The organism is Flavobacterium polysaccharolyticum, from assembly GCF_038739875.1.
Lineage (GTDB): Bacteria > Bacteroidota > Bacteroidia > Flavobacteriales > Flavobacteriaceae > Flavobacterium > Flavobacterium polysaccharolyticum.
In genome coordinates, this window is the sequence record NZ_JBCGDP010000020.1 from 64,262 (window position 1) to 83,827 (window position 19,566).

A 19,566-nucleotide genomic window follows, 5' to 3' on the forward strand; every position below is an offset into this window, starting at 1 on the left:
TTTTTAGAATCCTTCAAAAACTCCTAAGCCAAACAAAGCAAAATCATATTTAACTGGATCTTTTGGGTCTAAATGTCGAAGCTGGGTGTCGAGTTCATTTAGTGCTTTAGCATCATTTTGTTTTCTGGTTAAAAGACCTAGTTTTCTTGCTACATTTCCAGAATGAACATCAAGCGGACACGAAAGTTTAGAAGGGGGGATGCTTTTCCAAATGCCTAAGTCAACACCTTTAGTATCTTGCCGACACATCCATCGCAAATACATGTTAATTCTCTTTGCTGCGGAATTATTCAGTGGATCCGATATGTGTTTTTGACTTCTTTGGGGTTGATTCGCTTCAAAAAAGATTTTTTTAAATTCATGAATACTTTTTTGGGTACTTGTGGTTTCTTGATGTTGAGTGAATACGGTTTCTAATCCACCGTGATGGGTGTATATATGTTGTAATCCTTTTACAAACGCCTTGAAGTCTTGTCCGTTAAAGGTTCTATGCACAAATTGATCTAGGCTATCTAATTGATTTTCAGAATGCGATAAAACGAAATCATAAGGTGAATTCCCCATCAAATCCATCATTTTATGACTGTTTTTGATAATCATTTTTCGATTACCCCAAGCGATAGTTGCGCTTAAAAAACCTGCAATTTCAATATCTTCTTTTTGAGTAAATAGATGCGGAATTTGAACAGGATCACTTTCTATGAAATCTAGGGTGTTGTATTGTACAACTTTTTGGTCTAGAAAGTCTTTGAGTTCAGCCTCGGTCATGTTTAGGATTTAACTATAGTTGGTTTTAATTATTTGCTGCTAATTTGGCCATCTACCATTACCAATTTTCTGTCAGCCATGTTGGCCAAATCTTCATTGTGCGTAACAATTACAAAGGTTTGTCCCAATTCGTTTCTAAGTTTAAAAAACAATTGATGTAAATTTTCGGCAGAAACTGTATCCAAATTCCCTGAAGGTTCGTCAGCAAATATAATGTCGGGTTTATTTATCAGTGCTCTAGCTACCGCCACTCGTTGCTGTTCTCCACCAGAAAGTTCGTTGGGTTTGTGATGTATACGATGTGATAATCCCAAAAAATCTAATATTTTATTAGCTTCTAGTTCTGTTTCAGATTTGTTTTTTCCAGCTATAAAGGCTGGAATACAAACGTTTTCCAGAGCAGTAAACTCAGGTAATAATTGATGGAATTGAAAGATGAAACCTAAATTTAAATTACGAAATCGGGATAAGGCTTTGTCATTCATGTTTAAAACATCTTCACCGTTGATTAACAAACTGGAATTGTCCAATTTACTAGGTCTGTCTAATGTCCCCAAAATTTGAAGCAAAGTAGTTTTTCCAGCTCCAGAAGCCCCTACAATGGATACAATTTCTCCTTTAGAGATATGTAAATCTACTCCTTTTAAAACTTCAAGTTGGTCGTAGAATTTATGTATATTTTTTGCTTGTATCATTCGAAAGTGTTTTTACAAAGAAACAAAGATTTTGTAAGCCACTCAACTATTATAAAATTTCTTTATAGTAACATTTATTAATATTTAGTTAAATGATTTTTTTTGTTTAATTAATTGCTACTTTTGTTAAACAAAATTATAATTCAATTTTAATGAATAAATCAATTGCAACATTTGCTGGAGGCTGTTTTTGGTGTACCGAAGCTGTTTTTTTACAACTCAAAGGAGTAGAGTTGGTAGTATCGGGTTATATTGGAGGTACTGTTGAAAATCCAACCTATCAACAAATATGCACAGGTACAACAGGACACGCAGAAGCTATTCAAGTTACATTCGATGAGGACTTAATTGCTTTTGAATCCTTATTGGAAGTGTTTTTTGCGACACATAATCCTACTACATTGAATCGTCAAGGAGCTGATGAAGGAACACAATACCGCAGTGAAATTTTTTATCATTCGGACAATCAGAAGTTATTAGCTGAGACCTATATCCAGCAATTAGAAGAAGCTAAAGTTTTCGATTCACCTATCGTTACTCAGCTTTCTCCTGTTACTACGTTTTATTCAGCCGAAACGTACCATCAAAACTATTATCAACTCAATAAGGAACAGTCGTATTGTCATTACGTCATTACTCCAAAAATGAACAAACTTTCTGAATCGTTTACTACATTATTAAAATAAATAACACCTAAAAGATGAACACAGTATTAGACAGAGAATTAATTGAAATTTTAGGTGATAATCACCAAGCCACTAGCGCAGATACTCCTCTTAGAGCTGACGCATTTCTAAAATCGGATACCGAGAAAATGCAACGAATTGAACATCATTTTCACGCCATTATGGAAGAAATGGGATTGGACATGACGGATGATAGCTTGAGCGGAACTCCTTTTCGAGTGGCCAAAATGTACATTCAAGAAATTTTCAGTGGGTTAGATCCTAAAAACAAACCTAAAATTTCCGTTTTCGAAAATAGCTACCAATACGACAAAATGCTGGTTGAGGCCAATATTAATTTTAACTCAACGTGTGAGCATCATTTTTTACCAATTGTAGGTAAAGCCCACATAGGGTATGTTTCTAGCGGAAAAGTTATTGGTTTATCCAAATTGAACCGAATCGTCGATTATTATTCTCGTCGTCCCCAAGTACAAGAGCGATTAATTATGCAGATTTTTAATGAATTAAAAACTGTTTTAGAGACTGATAATGTTATCATTGTTATGGAAGCAAAGCACTTGTGTGTGTCAAGTCGCGGAATTAAGGATGAAACTAGTTTTACCTCTACCATTCAATATGGAGGTATTTTTAATGAAAAAGAAAATAGAAATGATTTCTTCAATATGATCAAACAAGAATAAAAGGCACTATTTTTGTTTGGACTTTTTCAAAAAATCAAAAATGATAAACCAAGCAGAAATTAACGCCGAAGCTTCTCAGAAAAGAAGACATTTATTCTTGAGTATCTTGTTTGATGCTATCGGGATGCTATCTTTTTCCATACCAATGATTGGTGAATTCTCAGATGTGATTTGGGCACCTTTAGCGGGTTTTTTAATGACCAGGATGTATAAAGGAAGTGTTGGAAAAGTAGCAGGAGCGATTACATTTATAGAAGAAGTTTTTCCTTTCTCGGATGTTATTCCAACTTTTACTTTAACCTGGATATATACTTATCTTATTAAAAAAGACAAAACTTCTTAATTAATACTAACAAAAAAAGCTTCAATAATGAAGCTTTTTTTTATGTTTTGAATAGAAAACCAAATCCCATGCTTCGGAGCATTTTTTTTTCGAAAGCCCAAAAGAATTGAAATTGTCCAAATAAAAATCCAATTAAAACCAAAAGCACTTGATAAATTGGGAAAATGAGTAGGAGTCGGATAGGAGTGAACCAAAACCCTAAATCGGCTTTGGTAATGCCCAACCAAAAGCAAAAAGGTTTAGATAACCATGCGGATGTTGAACCAGTGATTGCAAAAACAATAAAAATTAATGTTAGTTGAAAGTTACTTTCTATTCCCCAGCGTTCTTTTAATTTTTTCATTCTAAAGTGTCAATTGTACAAATATACTAAGATTATCGTATCGGGACATTGCCAAATAGCTTTTGCTGGTATCGATTTTGAAAATAAATCATGTAGTTATAGATTAGATAATTGACTTCGTATCCATAATTTATTTGAGGTTCATAATTAATGGTCATTAGATACAAATTTGGATCAAATCGAAATGGTTGTTGCACTCTATTGTTCCATTCAGTAATATAAAATCGATTTTTATTTTCTAAATAAAATTGAGCATAGTAGCCTCTTGGAAACGCAACAGAATTCAACCAAGTATTAAAACCTGGATCAATAATGATGACCTCATATTCTAGAGAATCATTTGCAATTCTTACGGTATCTCCTTTGACCGGATTGGTGGCAGGATGTGAGGCAAGATTGTTTTTTGGAGTTGAACAAGCGCCAATTATTGCTATAAGAACGATTATAAAAGCTATCTTTTTCATGGCTAAAGTATTGAAATCGAAATTTACAAAATCTGAGCTTGAAAATTCTAAATTCTATCATAAAAAACGCCATTTCTATATAGATAATGACGTTTTTATGCTGTTATTAGCTTTTTATTTACCAAATAATTTACCTAGTATTCCTCCAATTCCACCACTGCTTTTGGTCATACTCATAGCATCACTAAGGTCAACTTTGCCATCTGCATTTTGATCTAAACCAAATTGTGTTCCGTATTTAGAAATGGTATCCATAATACCGCCTGCTTGCTCACTATTACCAGCAATTGCGCCAATGATATCCGAAATTTGAAAACTATCGTTTGGATCATTGGCTTTGCCTACCAAACTACCAAGTATTTTTGGAATCATACTTCCTGCTACTCCTGAAGCAGTTTCTCCACTTATTCCGAATTTTTCACTCAAACTGCCAGTGAGTTGTTGTGTAATTTGTTGCACTGCAGGATTCGAACTATCCTGAGCATTATTGCCTTGAAGCAAACCTGCCAATTGTTCAACTCCTCCTTCAGAAGCCATCTTTTGTAAACTTGAAAAAATGGAACTTCCAGCTTCTTGCAGGACAGCTTCGTTTTGCTCATTCGGAATGGCATTGTTTTTTACAACGGCATCATCTCCAAATTGCTGCACTAATTGTGTTAATTGTTCAAACATAGGATTTTAGATTTAAAGTATTCTCAAATTTAAATAAAAAAGGGTAATTTATAACTACTGTTAATAAATTACCCTTTTGGTATATTGAAGACTTATGATTATCCTAACAAGGCAATAATTTGTGAGGCTAATTCTGTTCCAATTCTGTCTTGAGCTTCGCCTGTAGCTGCACCAATATGAGGCGTCAACGAAATTTTAGTATGCATTAAAATTGCCATTTCTGGTTTTGGCTCGCTTTCAAAAACATCTAAACCTGCAAAAGCTACTTTTCCGCTGTCCAAAGCTTTTACTAAAGCAACTTCGTCAATTACTCCACCACGAGCGCAGTTTACAATTCCTACACCGTCTTTCATGGTAGCCAATTGTTCTTCGCCAATGATATACCCGTTTTGAGCTGGTACGTGTAAAGTAATAAAGTCTGCTTCTTGAAACAATGATTCCAAAGATTGAGAAACAATTGTAGTTGTTATAGATTGCCCATCAAAAAACTCCACTTTAATATCAACTTGAGGGATAAAGCTATCGGCAGCGATAACTTTCATACCTAGTCCTAAAGCCATTTTTGCGGTAGCTTGACCAATACGTCCAATACCTACAATTCCTAAAGTTTTTCCTCTTAGTTCAGTACCATTAGCATAGGCTTTTTTCAAACCATCAAAATTTGAGTCTCCTTCAAGAGGCATATTTCTGTTAGAATCGTGTAAAAAACGAACCCCAGTAAATAAATGTCCAAAAACCAATTCCGCCACTGATTCTGATGAAGAAGCAGGCGTATTGATTACGTGAATTCCTTTACTTTTTGCATAGTCCACATCAATATTATCCATACCAACACCGCCACGACCAATAATTTTGATACCAGGACAAGCATCGATAATGTCTTTGCGCACTTTGGTGGCACTTCTTACCAAGATTACGCTAACGTTGTTTTCATTAATAAAATTGGCCACTTGTTCTTGCGCCACTTTTGTAGTGATTACTTCAAAACCACCTTTTTCTAAAGCTAGAATTCCACTTTTTGAAATTCCGTCATTGGCTAATACTTTCATTTTGTTTTTATTTTGTTTCTCTAATTCCTTGTTTGTGCCAAAGAATCAACTATACTATTTTTATTTTTTTTAGGAGCTAATCCCGCTATCCGTTCTTATCTTTTCTATTTTTAAAGAAAAAATAGAAAAGGATATCCACTACTATCGGGGCTAGGGGAGTTGTGCTTTCAAGAAAATTTGTTGTAAGCGATTAAACCGCCGCTTCCAAAGCTTTCATAACATCAACCAAAACTTGAACACTTTCTATTGGCATCGCATTATAGATAGACGCTCTATATCCCCCTACAGAACGGTGTCCTGGAAGCCCTGAAATGTTAGCGGCTTTCCACATCGCGTCAAAAGTATCTTTATGGGCTTCGTCGTTCAGTAAGAAAGTAACGTTCATATTCGAACGGTCTTCTACAGCAGCTGTTCCTCTAAACAATGGATTTCTGTCGATTTCATTGTACAATAAAGCTGCTTTTTCGTTATTGATTTTTTCGATAGCTGCTACACCTCCCAAGTTTTTCAACCATTGCAAAGTCAATAGCGAAGTATATACTGGGAAAACAGGCGGAGTATTGTACATACTTTCTGCTTTGATATGTTTGGCATAATCCAACATACTTGGAATCACTCGACCGTTTTTACCCAAAACTTCTTCTTTAATCACTACTAAAGTTGTTCCTGCTGGTCCCATATTTTTTTGAGCCCCTGCATAAATGATATCAAATTGAGTAAAATCTAAAACACGTGAAAAAATATCCGAACTCATATCACATACAACTGGAATATTCAATTTTGGAAATTCTTTCATTTGGGTTCCAAAAATGGTGTTGTTGCTCGTGCAGTGAAAATAATCTGCATCTTCAGGCACCGTATATCCTTTTGGAATATGATTGTAATTTTGTTCTTTAGATGAAGCCACGATAACGGTTTCTCCAAAAGCTTTTGCTTCTTTAATGGCAGCACTAGCCCAAGTTCCAGAGTCTAAATAGGCAGCTTTGCCCCCTTCTTTCATTAAGTTATAAGGCGCCATAATAAACTCTAAACTAGCTCCTCCAGCCAAGAATAAAGCTTGGTAACCTTTGCCGGTTAGACCCAATAAATCTAAAGCAAGAGCTCTAGCTTCTTCCATTACGGCAACGAAGTCTTTACTGCGGTGGGAAATTTCTAAAATGGATAATCCTGAATTGTTAAAATCTAAAATAGCTTGAGCTGATTTCTCAAAAACTTCTGGTGTTAAAATACTTGGTCCTGCGCTGTAGTTGTGTTTTTTCATGGTTGTTTAGTATCCTAAAATTTAAAAATGCAAATTTCGACATTCATACTTGAAAACAAGCTGAATTATTCGAAATAATTTTACAATTTTTTACTTTATTGTTAGTAAAAATGAAATTGTATCTACATTATCAGCATAATCCCATAATTCAGGACTTTGAGTGCATCCAAAAGGGATGCTATTGGGAGTTAATTGATCTGAAACGATACATTGAATGTGCTCATTTTCATCCTCTAAGCGTTGTAGCAAAACTCCAACGTTTTCGTAAAATTCATAGAACACACTAGAGATTGGAGAACCAAAACCAGAATCTTCTTTTAGGGTCAAAAATCCATTATCTAGGAGTTTGAAATTACTCATTAAAAATACAGCTTTGTTATAATCGTAATTGTTAGCATATTTTTCATATTCAATGACTTCTTTGTGTTTGAAAATGGCTTCGAAAAAAGGAACAAACGAATAGTCTTTTGGTACAAAAAGTTTTGAAACGTTGCGACAACCAAGTCCAAAGTAACGAAAGATGTCTTCGCCTAATGCCTCCAATTGTTCTTTGGTTTCATTTCCTGTTAAAACTGCTACTGAGTTTCTGTTTTTTCGTATGATCGAAGGCTTGTCTTTGAAGTAGTATTCAAAATAGCGTGCAGTGTTGTTGCTTCCTGTGGCGATGACCGCATCAAAATTTTCTAGCTTTCCTTCAACGAAAGTGATGCTATCTTTGAATTCAGGAGCTATATGAATTAGGTATTTAGCTATAAACGGAAGTAAATGCTGATCATTCGAAGAAGTTTTTACTAATACACGATGTCCAGAAATCAACACTGATAAAAAATCATGAAAACCGACCAAAGGAATATTTCCAGCGAGAATCAAGGAAATTGTTTTAGGCTGTTTATCTGTAAAATCATACTTAAAAAGCCATTGGTCTAGTTTTTCTTGGGTTAATGCTTTTGCCCATGATTGAAAAGTAAAACATACTTGTTCTGGAGTATACCAGCCATTATGCGACTGAGAAAGAGCAATTAGATTAAGACATTCGTCAAAAAATAAATCATTACCCAAAACATCATTTTTTGAGGGATTTTCTATAGAAGAAAATTGATTCAAGAATTTTCCTAATTCAACAAATTTACTTTTTTTTGTTTCTAATGTCATATTGCTTGTGTATGAAATCTTTTGATTGTAATTTTGCACAAAAATAAGCTTTTTAGAAGCTAATGACAACAGTTGTTTTTTTATTGTGAAAATTGAATACAAAAACAATTACTTTAAATTTTAATTAAAAAATTTAGTTAAAGATGGCAATTATTATTACAGACGAATGCATTAACTGTGGAGCTTGCGAACCAGAATGTCCAAATACTGCAATTTATGAAGGTGCAGACGATTGGCGTTATAAAGATGGTACCAAATTAAAAGGAAAAGTAATTTTGCCTGATGGTACTGAAATTGATGCAGAAGCACCACAAACACCAATTTCTGACGAAGTGTACTATATTGTTCCAGGGAAATGTACAGAATGTAAAGGTTTTCATGATGAGCCTCAATGCGCTGCGGTTTGTCCAGTAGATTGCTGCATTCCTGATGATAATCATGTAGAAGATGAAGAAACACTATTAAATAGACAATCGTTCTTACATAACGAATAATTTATTACTTGTTATCATATCAAAACCTGAGTTTTACTCAGGTTTTTTTGTTTTTAAATTGTTAATAACTATTATTATTTTCTTACTTTTATCACTGTTTAGGTGAATTTTTAAAAAATAAAACCCCTTTTAATAACATATTTTCTTTTTTTTTCTTTTTTTTATCAACAATTTTTTTATTTTTATCCCAAATTGTAAAGTTTCTAAATTTAGTAAGACATAAAATCACTTCGCATGGAGAGAATGCTTTTTGTCTTTTTATTAATGACTAGCACCGTTTCTCTAGCTCAGAAAGTAGAAAGAACTTTGATAATTAAGGATATGGATTCACAACTTCCTATAGAAGATGTGACTGTTTTGGTAGCAAAAACCAAACAAATCCTTGTGAGCAATAAGGAAGGGGAAGTTAGTTTTATAGTCAATGGAAATTCAAATCTTCAGTTTTCTCATCCTTCTTATGTGGGGATTACGGTTCGTCCTGCTACACTTAAACAAAATGGTACTATTATTTATCTGAAAAGTAGTTTGAATAAACTTGATGAATTGGTAGTTACCCGTCAGCATCCTCAGAAATTGCTAAAATCTTTGTTGGCAAATTCTATAAAAAAATTCAATATTCCTGCCCGTTTAAAAGTATATTGTCGTGAGTTTTTTAAGCTCAACGGTGTTCACTCTTATTATACAGATGGTTTGTTGAACTTTCAGATTGTAGGCGATCAAAAAAAATTAAATTCAACTATCTTAGTAGAGCAAAATCGTTCTTTTGGCGTGGTAGAAGAGGAGGTAAGTGCTGATTTGTTAGGGTATAATCTCAATAATATCATGGAGAATTATTATACGTTTAAGTACTTAGCGCCAATTTTAGATCCAAAGGCCAAGGATAATTACTATTTTTTGGTTCGTTCTTATTCTGAAAATGATGCCTATTATGTTTTGACAGCTACTCCTTTAGATAATTCGAAAGGCTTGCTGGACGAATTTAAGATTATTTATGATAATCAGAAAAAGTTGATCATAGAAGTAAGTTCTAAAATATCTGAAATTAGTTTGGCAAGAAAAACAAGCGTTGCTAAAGTTGGAGCTAAAAATATTTATATGTCTAATTTTAAGGCCACCTATAGAGTAGAGGATACTAATTATTTTTTAGTAAGTTCTAAAGAAGAGATTGGTTTTGAAAAAGTTTATAAAAAAGAAACTAAAAACATTGAGGTTAGTAATTATTTGGTAACTACCAATTTTAGTAACCAAAATTACACCTATCGAGAGCCACAAGTTTTTAAAAATAAAGCACTAATTAATAAAGGAAATAGTATCTTGACCAACTATTGGGATTTCTCGGGTTTAATAGCTACAGATGAGGAACAGCGAATTATTACAATTATCGAGAATAAAATGTAATTTTATTTGAGACTATGAAAATTTGGTTCGTTTCTTTTTTTTGCTACAATAACGTAAGTGTCGTAAGCATAGGTTTTTCTATCAATGATTTCAAGGACTTCAAACCCTTTCATGTAAAGAAAAAGCTGTATTTCGTTTAATGTAAAAACTCTAACCGTAGAAAAATCTTCTGCAATTATTTCTTTTTCATTATTGAGTATTGTGTAATAAGTCGCTGTCCATTCCATTAAAAAATTATCCGACATGGTAAGTTTCCAATTGCTGTCTCTATAATGGGGAATTCCGTTACAATCTGCTTGATGTAGAATGCTCTTGTTGTTTTCGGTGTAAGGGATGTAGCGATTTGCATCAATAAAGTCAAACACAAATATGCCTTCATCATTAAGGTTTTGATGAACAGAATCAAAACAATAATACACATCTTCATTAGAAATTAAATAGCTGGTAGAACGACCTGTGATGAGGATGGAATCAACGGGATTTCCTAATGTAAACTCTCTCATGTCGCCATGAATAAACGTACTTTTCGAAGTCCTTTTTTTTGCAATTGCGATCATATCCTCGCTAGCATCTAGACCCAAATATTTTTGATTGTTTTGAAAAAAACGTAGGGCTAAGTTTCCTGTACCGCTTCCTAGTTCAAGTACAGAATGACAACGGTTGTTTTGTAGAATATCGTTGTAAAAGTGATACTCCTCATTATAATCAATAAAAGTTTGATACATGGCGTCATAAACGCTAGCCATTTTATCATTATATAGCTCAGACATAATTAGTTGTTTTTGAATAATAAATATAATCATTTTTTTAAAAGAAAAGGGTTGTCAATTGACAACCCTTTTTAAAATGAACTTTTATATTAATTAGAATTTATAATTTAAAGATAAATTCATCATCGTTCCTAATTGACTAAAATGGTATCCATCATAAGTCATTTGAGAATAACGACCGTTAAATGTAACTAAGTTGAATTGTGCTCTAGTTTGCGCTGGGTCATTTAAGATTGCTTGTCCAGCGGCATTTTCAGCTTTAAATTTCCATTCTGGTAAAACATTTAAAAGGTTGTTTACATTCAAAGCAATAGTTAGTTTGTCGTTTGCTGCAAAGTTTATTCCTAAGTCAGTAACCATTTTTGTTAAGAATTCAACTTTTAAATCGCTTGACATACCAGCATTTTTAAATTTTGTAGGTCCAAATAAGGTGTTGTTTACTGTGAATCCAAATTTTCCAATCTCATATTCAGCACCACCAATAACTTTGAAGATAGGTCTTGAAGTAAATAATAGAGCTTCCTGAGTTGCGTCAATAACAGATTGATTAACTGCTGCTACACTTGCTGGATTTTTAACCGGCCCATCAATTTCATTTTTTAAGGTGTAATTACCAGATAAATTAAAGCCCATTTTTCCTGGTCCTACTATTAAATTTTTGTATCCTGCAACAAGATCAATACCAGAGGTTCTTGAATCGATTCCGTTAACAAAAAATGCCGATGTGTTGGTTGGGGAAAATGTAATTGGATTTCCTAGAACAATTCTGTCTTTAACTTTGATATCGTAATAATCTATCGTAAGATTGAAATTTTTGTTCGGTTTTAAACCTATTCCTGCTGTGAAATTTCTTGAGTTCTCAGAGTCTAATTTTGGAACACCGCTTGCTCTAGCTGCTGATGAAACGTTGTTAATTAAACCTTGTACAACAATTCCCTGTCCTGGAACAAATGATGATTGTGATTTTTGAGTATAAATTTGATGTAATGAAGGAGCTCTAAATCCTGTCGATAAAGATGCTCTTAATGTCACTTTGTCATCAGAAAACTTATACCTTGTACTTGCTTTCCAAACCGTAGCACTTCCAAAATCACTATAATCTTCATATCGTACAGTTCCGTTAAGTAAAAAATCTTTTGTAACATCGTATGCTAAGTCTAGATAAACACCCAAGTTGTATCTGTTGAATTTGCCAGAATTCTCTGGAGTATTACCTTGAAATGAATCAGCTCCGCTTCTATTTCCAATATAGGAAGCAACATCACCTTCGAAAATTTCAAAGTTTTCAGTTCTAAATTCTGATCCAAATCCTATACTAAATTGATCGGTTAAATTTTTTGAAACATCTATATTCCCAACATAGTGATTAAATGATGTTCCACCTGGTTTAAAAGTAATGGGAGTGGAAATTCCATATAAAAAGTCTTCTCCAGGATCTTTCGAATCATTACCATTAGTATCAATAAATGATCTGTTTTGAGAATTCGACACCGTGTATATTTGAGTATTTCCTCCTGTGGTCAAACTTACATCTGTGTTCCAGCCATTTTTTGTTGATTTATAACCTATTGTCGCGTTGTAGTCGTTTAGGTCGCCTTCAAATGTTGGTACATATCCTTGGTATGATGCTGGAGTGCCATCACCAAATAATGTTGCTAAGTAGGGCATGTCAGCTACAGGTCTCCAATACGGTGTTCTGTAGTTGGCAAAAGAATTTACTTTTTTGTAAACATATGCAGCGTTATAATAGATTTGATCGGTTTCGTTAATGTCAATTCCGCCGTTAATTAAAAATTTAGCTGCAGCAGTTTCTGGTGAACCATTAATGTTTCCAGCGTCTGGTTTAAGAGCAAGAAAAGCATTCACAGCTGCAGGATCAGCTCCAAAATCAGCAATTTCTCCATCTGCATTAACTCTTCCAGGTCTGTTTGCTAACGCTACTTTTGAGAAATCAACAGTATAGTTGATAAAACCTTTTTCGCCAACAGTAGAGCCATTGTTTAAACTTATGCCAAGCATTTCTCCATCTCCTTCGCTAGTTATTCCTGAGCGCAAAGTGACTGATCCGAGTGAAGCATTCTTTTTCAATATGATGTTCATTACACCTGCAATCGCGTCAGACCCGTATTGTGCTGATGCTCCATCACGAAGAATTTCCACTCTTTCGATGGCATCTGTTGGTATTGCTGAGATATCAGCTCCTGTCTCACCACGACCTGGAGAGGTTTGTGTATATACAAGTGAACTCATGTTTTTTCGTTTGCCATTAATCAAAATTAAAGTTCTACTAGGTCCCATATTTCTAATTTCATATGGGTCAAGTAATGAAGTAGCATCATTTACAGGAGTTTGTACGGTGTTAAATGAAGGTATTTTGTACTGTAAGGCTTTGTCAAAAGTAGCTTGGCCTGTTGAGACTAAATCCTTAGAAGAAAGTACATCAATAGGTAAAGCAGAAGTCGTGTTGCTTCTTGGTGCGGTTCTGGTACCTGTTACTACAACTTCTTGTAAGTTTTGTCCTCCTTCTGCGGATAATGTTATGTTTAGTACATTGCCTTCTGTTGATTTGGTTACTGTGTTGTAGCCAACATAGCTAAAAGTGAGTGAAGAATTTTCGTTAATCTTAATTTTGTATCTACCGTCAAAATCTGTTGATGTACCATTTGAAGTGCCTTTTTCAATGATATTTACTCCAGGGATTGGGTTTCCTTCAGAATCTTTTACAATTCCGGTTACTTCTTTTTGTGCTAGAACTACAAAAGAGCACAGTAGAAAAAATAGTAAACATAGTTTTTTCATAATTGTTTGGTTTTTGGTTATTGTTTAGTTGAATTTTTGATAAATATAAATAAAATTTTAACAAAATGACTGAAAAATGTTTATGGTATTTAAATTTTGTTGTTAACTTTTAATAAATGTTAGAATGTTCTTCAACAAGGATATTATAAATCTTATATTTGCAAACTTTAAAAAAACGTAATAGCTAAAAGGAGAGTCGGTTTTTGATTCTCGGAAAAACATATACTATGAAAGCAGGAATTGTAGGCTTACCTAATGTTGGAAAATCAACTTTATTCAATTGTTTGTCAAATGCCAAAGCGCAGAGTGCAAACTTCCCTTTTTGTACCATCGAACCTAATATTGGTGTGGTGAATGTACCCGATCCAAGAATTGAAAAACTAGAGCAATTGGTTAAGCCAGAACGCGTGCAAATGGCTACAGTGGATATCGTTGATATTGCTGGATTGGTAAAAGGAGCAAGTAAAGGGGAGGGATTAGGAAATCAATTCTTAGGAAATATTAGAGAGTGTAATGCTATTATTCACGTTTTACGTTGTTTTGACAATGATAATATTGTGCACGTAGATGGAAATGTGAATCCTATTCGTGATAAAGAAACTATCGATATCGAATTGCAGTTAAAAGACTTAGAGAACGTTGAAAAACGTTTGGAAAAAGTAAATCGTGCGGCTAAAACCGGAAACAAAGAAGCACAAACCGAAAAAGCTCTATTGGATAGAATTAGAGAAGCGCTTTTGCAGGCTAAATCAGCAAGAACCATTTTTCCTCAAAGTAACGATGAAGAAGTTTTGATGGAAAGTTTTCAATTGATTACAGCAAAACCAGTTTTATATGTTTGTAATGTGGATGAAAGTTCGGCTGTAAATGGAAATAAATATGTAGATCAAGTTCGTGAATTGGTTAAAGATGAAGAAGCTGAAGTGATTGTGCTTTCAGTAGGAGCTGAGGCTGATATTACCGAATTGGAAAGCTATGAAGAACGTCAGGTTTTTCTAGAAGACATGGGATTAGAAGAGCCGGGTGCTTCTGTCTTGATTCGTGCGGCTTATAAATTATTGAAACAACAAACTTATTTTACCGCAGGTGTGAAAGAAGTTCGTGCTTGGACAATTAACATTGGTGCTACCGCTCCACAAGCTGCGGGTGTTATTCATACCGATTTTGAGAAAGGCTTTATTCGTGCCGAAGTAATTGCTTATGAAGATTTCGTTCATTACGGATCTGAGGCCAAGTGCAAAGAAGCGGGTAAGTTCAGAGTAGAAGGAAAAGAATATGTAGTGAAAGATGGTGACGTTATGCATTTTAGATTTAATGTATAGTGCTGATTAAGCATTACATAAAACATAGACCGAGCAATTTGCTCGGTTTTTTTGTTTTTTTAGAAAAGGATTGTTGGTTCGAAGGAGTTAATGCGTAGGCTAATCCATGAATTTCGTAATTTTGAATTCAATTCATTCACTCCCTTTTTTATTTACTACTATGAGTAATATATTTTTTGAAAACAACCAAATTGGTAAGGTTTCGTCTTTTACGGATTTAGTCGAAACGGATTTTAAAGGTGCTATGAATGCCTTGTGTTGGCACAGAAATTTAGAAGGCGATTTTGCAGCAATTGTAAGTCAACTGCAACTCAAAGAAAATATAACCGAAGTTCTTCCTAAGGATTTATTGGCTCTTCAGTTATCAGATGAAGGGAATAAAGCAAGAGAAATTATCTTAAATGATTTACAGTTATTAGCTGATTTTGGCGCTTCTCCGTCTCTTAATTTACTGAAATGCTATGAACGAGACGATGAATTTGATTTCATCTCCACAGATGTGTATTCCTATCATGTAGATCGTTCTCCTATTGCCACAGATACTTTTTTATGTACGTATCACGGAGCAGCCAGTGATATTATTCCAAATGACCAAGCGGAGCAAAAAATCCTAATTCCAGAAATTAGAAAAAAGCTTGAAGCTTTACATGGAGGTCCATCCAAGGAATTGGAAGACTTTTTGAAGGAAAATTATTTTGATTTGCATTATCAGGCCAAACCCAATGCCAAACCCATTAATTTAGGAAAAGGCCATCTTTGGCGCCTGGCGGTAGATCATCCCAAACAACAAGTGCTTCCTTGTATTCACAGAGCGCCAATCGAAAATGATGGCGAATACCGATTGTTGTTGATTTGTTAGTAAAAAAGGAGAGTTACTGTTTTAAGGTAAAATGCAAAGAGAAAAGTACCGATGAATCTTATAATAGACTCAACTAATTGTGAACTTTTTTTAAAACGAATAATTTTTAACCCAGATTGTTATGCTTTTTATTGATTTTTTACAAAATCATAAATAAAGCTATGTGAATATCTTTTTTTTATAAGTATAATCTTTAGTAGGTTGCTAGCGAAATATTTTATAGTCAAAATTGAAATAAAACATGACAGTATATTGCTAACAACTTAAGCCATCATCCCCTTCACAAACACCTCCACAAATTCCTTCATTTTAGTAATGATACGGTCGCCAATCATTCTGGCTTGGAGTATGCTAGGTCTATTGTCTAAACATTGGAATACTTCATCTTTTATGGGTTCTCGACCGTTGTAGATATAAGCATCGATTAAGGCTTTGAATTGGGCTTTGTCGAGGTGTTCTTCTTCGCACAATTTGCCTAGTGCCAATACTCTTTGGTCTTGCCAGTATTTTTCAAATTCGTCTTCGATCTTGTCGCCTTCTTTGATGTTCGGTAGGTTTTCGTCTATGAATTTCTGAATCAATTCGCGTTTGCTTCGTAACTGAATATCGCCTCCTAATAAATCAATAATTGCTTTTCTTTGTACAGCAGCTGCCGATGGCGTTTTTTCACCTTTCAATTGCGCTAACAATTTCAGGATATAGGCTACATTAATTTGGTCTTGATGAATTAATTCCAGTTCAAAATCAATATCATCTAAAATGGATGTTTTTTGCTTTTGTGTATCTTGTTTTACTTTTTCGTATAAGTCTAGATATTTGCTTTTGTAATCTTCAAATTCTTGCTCATCAATGGGTAAATCTTCCCAATCAAAATCTGCATAAGATTGCAAAACATTCATGGCACGCATCAATTTTCTAAAAGCTTGTACAAATTTTGCTTCGTCTTCTTCGCTTTCTAAATCATTTACACTTTCGTACGATGGTGTTATCTCTCGTAACAACTTCAAAGCTTCGTCAAATTTCTCTGCTATTTTTTCATACTCAGGCATAGTGACTACTTCGATGGCGTCTTTATTCGAAAACAACGTAATGGCATCGTCGGTGGCTTTTTTGAGGTTCCTGAAAGCCAAGATATTTCCTTGTGATTTTTGTTCGCCGAGGATGCGGTTGGTTCTGGAATACGCCTGTATCAAGCCGTGTTGTTTCAGGTTTTTATCAACATAAAGTGTATTTACTTTTTTGGCATCAAAACCGGTAAGCATCATATTGACCACGATGACAATATCCAATCGATCTTTCTCATGATTGAAGTTTTCTTTCTCTCGGTCTTTCAAACGTTGGCTAATATTTTTGAAATAGTTCTCAAACTGTTGACTGTCTTTGGTCGAAAAACTAGTACCATACATTTTGTTATAATCTTCAATGCACTTTTCGAGTTTGTCTCGGGTGTGTTTGGATTGATATGGGGTTGGCGCTTCGGCTAAAACATCAAAATCAAGCTCGTCACTAGGTAAATAGTCCTTTGCTTCGTCTGAATCTTCATTGGTGCCATAAGTAAAAATAGTGGCAATTCGTAAATCATGTTCGCCTGCTTCTTTCTTTTTTTGGAATAAGTCGTAATACTTGATTAGGTTGTCTATACTGCTCACTGCCAACAAAGCAGAATAATCTTTATTGAAGGTTTTTTGATTGTGATAGGCGATAATATAATCTACGATTTTATTGATTCGTTTTTCAGAATCTAGGACTTCTTGTTTGTCTATATCTTCGACTTCAATGTCGATAAACGTATTGCTTTTGTTTTTGTATTTGCCAATGTATTCAATCCCAAATCGCAATACGTTTTGATCCTTGATGGCATCCGTAATTACGTATTTGTGTAAGCAATTGCCAAAAAGGTCTTTGGTGGTGCGTTTTCCGTATTCATTCTTGGAGGCGTTTTCTGCAAATATGGGTGTTCCTGTAAAGCCTATCAATTGGCTTTTTTCAAAGAATTTGGTAATACGGTCGTGGGTGTCCCCAAATTGCGAACGGTGGCACTCATCAAATATGAATACGATTTTCTGATGGCGTAAGGCTTCTATTTTGCCTGAAAACCGTTCTGAAATGGCATTGTTTAATTTTTGAATCGTGGTTAGAACCAATTTGGTATTATCTGTCAATTGTCTAACTAATGATTGGGTATTATTGGTTACATCTACACTGTCTTTTTTGAATGCGTTGAACTCGTTCATCGTTTGGTAATCCAAATCTTTTCTGTCTACCACAAAAACCACTTTGTAGACTTCGGGTAATTCCATCAAAATTTGGCTGGCTTTGAACGAAGTCAGCGTTTTTCCTGAACCTGTCGTGTGCCAAATATAAGCGTTGTCATTGGAGTTCTTGACTTGATGGATAATGGCTTCTGTGGCAAAATATTGGTACGGACGCAACACCATCATTACTTTGTGGGTTTCGTTGATCACGATATAATGCGCTATCATTTTGCCCAATTGTTCTGGGGTTAAGAATGCAGCAGTAAACTCGGATAAGTTTGTGATATTTTTATTATTGGCATTCGCCCAAAAGAAGGTTTGTTTGACCGATTGCAGTTTGTTATTGGCTAGGTATTTGGTATTGACACCATTGCTGATGACAAACAATTGTACATATTGAAACAAACCGTGGTTGCTCCAAAAGGAATGCATTTGGTAACGATTGATTTGGTTGAAGGCTTCTTTGATTTCGATACCGGAACGCTTCAATTCTATTTGTACCAATGGCAAACCGTTGACCAAAAGGGTGACATCAAAACGGTTCTTGTAACTGCCTTCTAATGATATTTGATTGGTAACCTGGTATAGATTCTGACTCGTATCTTCGGTATTGAAAAAGCGTACATAAAACGAAGTCCCATCTTCTTTATCCAATTGATAACGATCCCGAAGGGTTTTAGCTTTTTCAAACACATTGCCTTTGGCCAAATGATTCAAAATGGCATCAAACTCTTTAACTGTAAAGGTGGTTTGGTTAAAAATTTCCAATTGACTTTTGAGGTTGGAAACTAACGCATCTCCATCCTGAATTTTCACAACGGAATAATGCAAACCAATCAATTGCTTGATCAGATTGTTTTCTAATACGGCTTCGGATTGATGGCTCATTTTTTACTTGTAAAATTTATCTTTGTTCCATTTTGAAGGATTATCTTCTATATAATTTTGGATAGTATCGAATGCTCTTGAATCACGGATAATATGATCGTAAAATCGGGATTGCCAATTAAAATCGGCATGAATTTTACGCATTTCAAAACTACACCTGCCTTTATACCAACGAATGATTCGCGATATATTTTCATGAAACATCGGATTATTATTTCCGGAAAAACCGCCTTTTTTATCATTATCATCATCATCATCATGTACAGACGCGATTAATCGCGTCTCTACGTGTGCATTTCCATCGGCATTTTCCACATTTTCATTTTTAGATGCGATTAATCGCGTCTCTACGAATTTATTGATAATTAATATCCCATGCATATGATTGGGCATAATCACAAAATTACCCAATTCTATAAAAGGAAATTTATTCGGAATCTCTTCCCAAATATCATGGGCAATTTTTCCCAATTCATTCAATTGCATGGCGCATTTTTCATCAATCCTATCCCGTACAGACGCGATTAATCGCATCTCTACGTCCGCATTGGAAACGTCCGCATTGGAAACGTCCGCATTGGAAACGTCCGCATTGGAAACGTCCGCATTGGAAACGTCCGCATTGGAAACGTCCGCATTGGAAACGTCCGCATTGGAAACGTCCG

Annotated in this window: 19 protein-coding genes; 7 read left to right on the forward strand and 12 right to left on the reverse strand. The window is 34.6% G+C overall.

Going from position 1 to position 19,566, the window contains the following annotated elements; translation table 11 throughout:
* Positions 1–3: 3 nt before the first annotated feature.
* Positions 4–768 (reverse strand): TIGR02757 family protein, encoded by a 765-nt coding sequence (locus tag WFZ86_RS16870; protein ID WP_342693019.1) that lies wholly within the window; start codon positions 766–768, stop codon positions 4–6.
* A 29-nt stretch (positions 769–797) separates the two neighbouring features.
* Positions 798–1,463, reverse strand: a complete 666-nt coding sequence (locus WFZ86_RS16875; protein WP_342693020.1) for an ABC transporter ATP-binding protein — start codon at positions 1,461–1,463, stop codon at positions 798–800.
* Between the two features lie 152 nt (positions 1,464–1,615).
* Between WFZ86_RS16875 and msrA the strand changes: the two genes are divergently transcribed.
* Genes msrA through WFZ86_RS16890 form a run of 3 tightly spaced genes read left to right on the forward strand, consistent with a single transcriptional unit; the run spans position 1,616 to position 3,175 of the window.
* Positions 1,616–2,149 (forward strand): peptide-methionine (S)-S-oxide reductase MsrA, encoded by a 534-nt coding sequence (gene msrA, locus WFZ86_RS16880; protein WP_342693021.1) that lies wholly within the window; start codon positions 1,616–1,618, stop codon positions 2,147–2,149.
* 14 nt (positions 2,150–2,163) lie between these two features.
* Entirely contained in the window at positions 2,164–2,832 is a 669-nt protein-coding gene (gene folE / locus WFZ86_RS16885) for a GTP cyclohydrolase I FolE (RefSeq protein WP_315174543.1), read from the forward strand.
* A gap of 40 nt (positions 2,833–2,872) precedes the next feature.
* Complete coding sequence (locus WFZ86_RS16890) at positions 2,873–3,175, forward strand: hypothetical protein (protein ID WP_342693022.1); 303 nt, start codon at positions 2,873–2,875, stop codon at positions 3,173–3,175.
* Between the two features lie 40 nt (positions 3,176–3,215).
* Here WFZ86_RS16890 and WFZ86_RS16895 read toward each other — a convergent pair whose 3' ends face one another.
* The 6 genes from WFZ86_RS16895 to WFZ86_RS16920 all read right to left on the reverse strand — a co-directional run bounded on the left by WFZ86_RS16895 (position 3,216) and on the right by WFZ86_RS16920 (position 8,116).
* Entirely contained in the window at positions 3,216–3,518 is a 303-nt protein-coding gene (locus WFZ86_RS16895) for a DUF6787 family protein (protein ID WP_342693023.1), read from the reverse strand.
* Positions 3,519–3,550: 32 nt separating this feature from the next.
* On the reverse strand, positions 3,551–3,982 hold the full coding sequence (locus WFZ86_RS16900) for a DUF6146 family protein (protein ID WP_342693024.1): 432 nt from the start codon (positions 3,980–3,982) through the stop codon (positions 3,551–3,553).
* Between the two features lie 114 nt (positions 3,983–4,096).
* Complete coding sequence (locus WFZ86_RS16905; RefSeq protein WP_342693025.1) at positions 4,097–4,654, reverse strand: DUF937 domain-containing protein; 558 nt, start codon at positions 4,652–4,654, stop codon at positions 4,097–4,099.
* Positions 4,655–4,752: 98 nt separating this feature from the next.
* Positions 4,753–5,703: a D-2-hydroxyacid dehydrogenase gene (locus WFZ86_RS16910; RefSeq protein ID WP_342693026.1), complete on the reverse strand. Its 951-nt coding sequence runs from the start codon at positions 5,701–5,703 to the stop codon at positions 4,753–4,755.
* Between the two features lie 190 nt (positions 5,704–5,893).
* Positions 5,894–6,964 (reverse strand): 3-phosphoserine/phosphohydroxythreonine transaminase, encoded by a 1,071-nt coding sequence (gene serC, locus WFZ86_RS16915; protein WP_342693027.1) that lies wholly within the window; start codon positions 6,962–6,964, stop codon positions 5,894–5,896.
* Between the two features lie 90 nt (positions 6,965–7,054).
* Positions 7,055–8,116 (reverse strand): acyl-CoA reductase, encoded by a 1,062-nt coding sequence (locus WFZ86_RS16920; protein ID WP_342693028.1) that lies wholly within the window; start codon positions 8,114–8,116, stop codon positions 7,055–7,057.
* 143 nt (positions 8,117–8,259) lie between these two features.
* On the opposite strand from WFZ86_RS16920, the gene WFZ86_RS16925 reads away from it, so the two are divergent.
* Together WFZ86_RS16925 and WFZ86_RS16930 are read left to right on the forward strand one after the other, a co-directional pair.
* Positions 8,260–8,610 carry a 4Fe-4S dicluster domain-containing protein gene (locus tag WFZ86_RS16925; RefSeq protein WP_159683546.1) on the forward strand — a complete coding sequence of 117 codons (351 nt, stop codon included), beginning with the start codon at positions 8,260–8,262 and terminating at the stop codon, positions 8,608–8,610.
* A gap of 234 nt (positions 8,611–8,844) precedes the next feature.
* Positions 8,845–10,008 carry a hypothetical protein gene (locus tag WFZ86_RS16930; RefSeq protein WP_342693029.1) on the forward strand — a complete coding sequence of 388 codons (1,164 nt, stop codon included), beginning with the start codon at positions 8,845–8,847 and terminating at the stop codon, positions 10,006–10,008.
* 2 nt (positions 10,009–10,010) lie between these two features.
* Here WFZ86_RS16930 and WFZ86_RS16935 read toward each other — a convergent pair whose 3' ends face one another.
* Both WFZ86_RS16935 and WFZ86_RS16940 read right to left on the reverse strand, forming a co-directional pair.
* Positions 10,011–10,778 (reverse strand): class I SAM-dependent DNA methyltransferase, encoded by a 768-nt coding sequence (locus WFZ86_RS16935; protein WP_342693030.1) that lies wholly within the window; start codon positions 10,776–10,778, stop codon positions 10,011–10,013.
* Positions 10,779–10,871: 93 nt separating this feature from the next.
* On the reverse strand, positions 10,872–13,577 hold the full coding sequence (locus tag WFZ86_RS16940; protein WP_342693031.1) for a TonB-dependent receptor: 2,706 nt from the start codon (positions 13,575–13,577) through the stop codon (positions 10,872–10,874).
* Between the two features lie 227 nt (positions 13,578–13,804).
* Here WFZ86_RS16940 and ychF point away from each other — a divergent pair, with 227 nt between their 5' ends.
* Entirely contained in the window at positions 13,805–14,899 is a 1,095-nt protein-coding gene (gene ychF, locus WFZ86_RS16945; RefSeq protein WP_342693032.1) for a redox-regulated ATPase YchF, read from the forward strand.
* Between the two features lie 160 nt (positions 14,900–15,059).
* A complete protein-coding gene (locus WFZ86_RS16950; protein ID WP_342693033.1) occupies positions 15,060–15,758 on the forward strand; it encodes a DUF1826 domain-containing protein in 699 nt (232 codons plus the stop codon).
* Between the two features lie 263 nt (positions 15,759–16,021).
* Here WFZ86_RS16950 and WFZ86_RS16955 read toward each other — a convergent pair whose 3' ends face one another.
* Positions 16,022–18,901, reverse strand: coding sequence for a type I restriction endonuclease subunit R (locus tag WFZ86_RS16955; RefSeq protein WP_342693034.1), 2,880 nt, complete (start codon positions 18,899–18,901; stop codon positions 16,022–16,024).
* 3 nt (positions 18,902–18,904) lie between these two features.
* Positions 18,905–19,566 (reverse strand): pentapeptide repeat-containing protein (locus WFZ86_RS16960; protein WP_342693035.1); only part of this gene is annotated, 662 nt, incomplete at its 5' end.

What these genes read in the sequence shown, in the direction of transcription:
- WFZ86_RS16940 (WP_342693031.1), bottom strand. Translation starts at nt 13,577, where the DNA reads ATGAAAAAACTATGTTTACTATTTTTTCTACTGTGCTCTTTTGTAGTT.
- WFZ86_RS16870 (WP_342693019.1), bottom strand. Translation starts at nt 768, where the DNA reads ATGACCGAGGCTGAACTCAAAGACTTTCTAGACCAAAAAGTTGTACAA.
- msrA (WP_342693021.1), top strand. Translation starts at nt 1,616, where the DNA reads ATGAATAAATCAATTGCAACATTTGCTGGAGGCTGTTTTTGGTGTACC.
- WFZ86_RS16925 (WP_159683546.1), top strand. Translation starts at nt 8,260, where the DNA reads ATGGCAATTATTATTACAGACGAATGCATTAACTGTGGAGCTTGCGAA.
- WFZ86_RS16890 (WP_342693022.1), top strand. Translation starts at nt 2,873, where the DNA reads ATGATAAACCAAGCAGAAATTAACGCCGAAGCTTCTCAGAAAAGAAGA.
- WFZ86_RS16905 (WP_342693025.1), bottom strand. Translation starts at nt 4,654, where the DNA reads ATGTTTGAACAATTAACACAATTAGTGCAGCAATTTGGAGATGATGCC.
- WFZ86_RS16895 (WP_342693023.1), bottom strand. Translation starts at nt 3,518, where the DNA reads ATGAAAAAATTAAAAGAACGCTGGGGAATAGAAAGTAACTTTCAACTA.
- serC (WP_342693027.1), bottom strand. Translation starts at nt 6,964, where the DNA reads ATGAAAAAACACAACTACAGCGCAGGACCAAGTATTTTAACACCAGAA.
- ychF (WP_342693032.1), top strand. Translation starts at nt 13,805, where the DNA reads ATGAAAGCAGGAATTGTAGGCTTACCTAATGTTGGAAAATCAACTTTA.
- WFZ86_RS16900 (WP_342693024.1), bottom strand. Translation starts at nt 3,982, where the DNA reads ATGAAAAAGATAGCTTTTATAATCGTTCTTATAGCAATAATTGGCGCT.
- WFZ86_RS16875 (WP_342693020.1), bottom strand. Translation starts at nt 1,463, where the DNA reads ATGATACAAGCAAAAAATATACATAAATTCTACGACCAACTTGAAGTT.
- WFZ86_RS16930 (WP_342693029.1), top strand. Translation starts at nt 8,845, where the DNA reads ATGGAGAGAATGCTTTTTGTCTTTTTATTAATGACTAGCACCGTTTCT.
- WFZ86_RS16920 (WP_342693028.1), bottom strand. Translation starts at nt 8,116, where the DNA reads ATGACATTAGAAACAAAAAAAAGTAAATTTGTTGAATTAGGAAAATTC.
- WFZ86_RS16950 (WP_342693033.1), top strand. Translation starts at nt 15,060, where the DNA reads ATGAGTAATATATTTTTTGAAAACAACCAAATTGGTAAGGTTTCGTCT.
- WFZ86_RS16935 (WP_342693030.1), bottom strand. Translation starts at nt 10,778, where the DNA reads ATGTCTGAGCTATATAATGATAAAATGGCTAGCGTTTATGACGCCATG.
- folE (WP_315174543.1), top strand. Translation starts at nt 2,164, where the DNA reads ATGAACACAGTATTAGACAGAGAATTAATTGAAATTTTAGGTGATAAT.
- WFZ86_RS16910 (WP_342693026.1), bottom strand. Translation starts at nt 5,703, where the DNA reads ATGAAAGTATTAGCCAATGACGGAATTTCAAAAAGTGGAATTCTAGCT.
- WFZ86_RS16955 (WP_342693034.1), bottom strand. Translation starts at nt 18,901, where the DNA reads ATGAGCCATCAATCCGAAGCCGTATTAGAAAACAATCTGATCAAGCAA.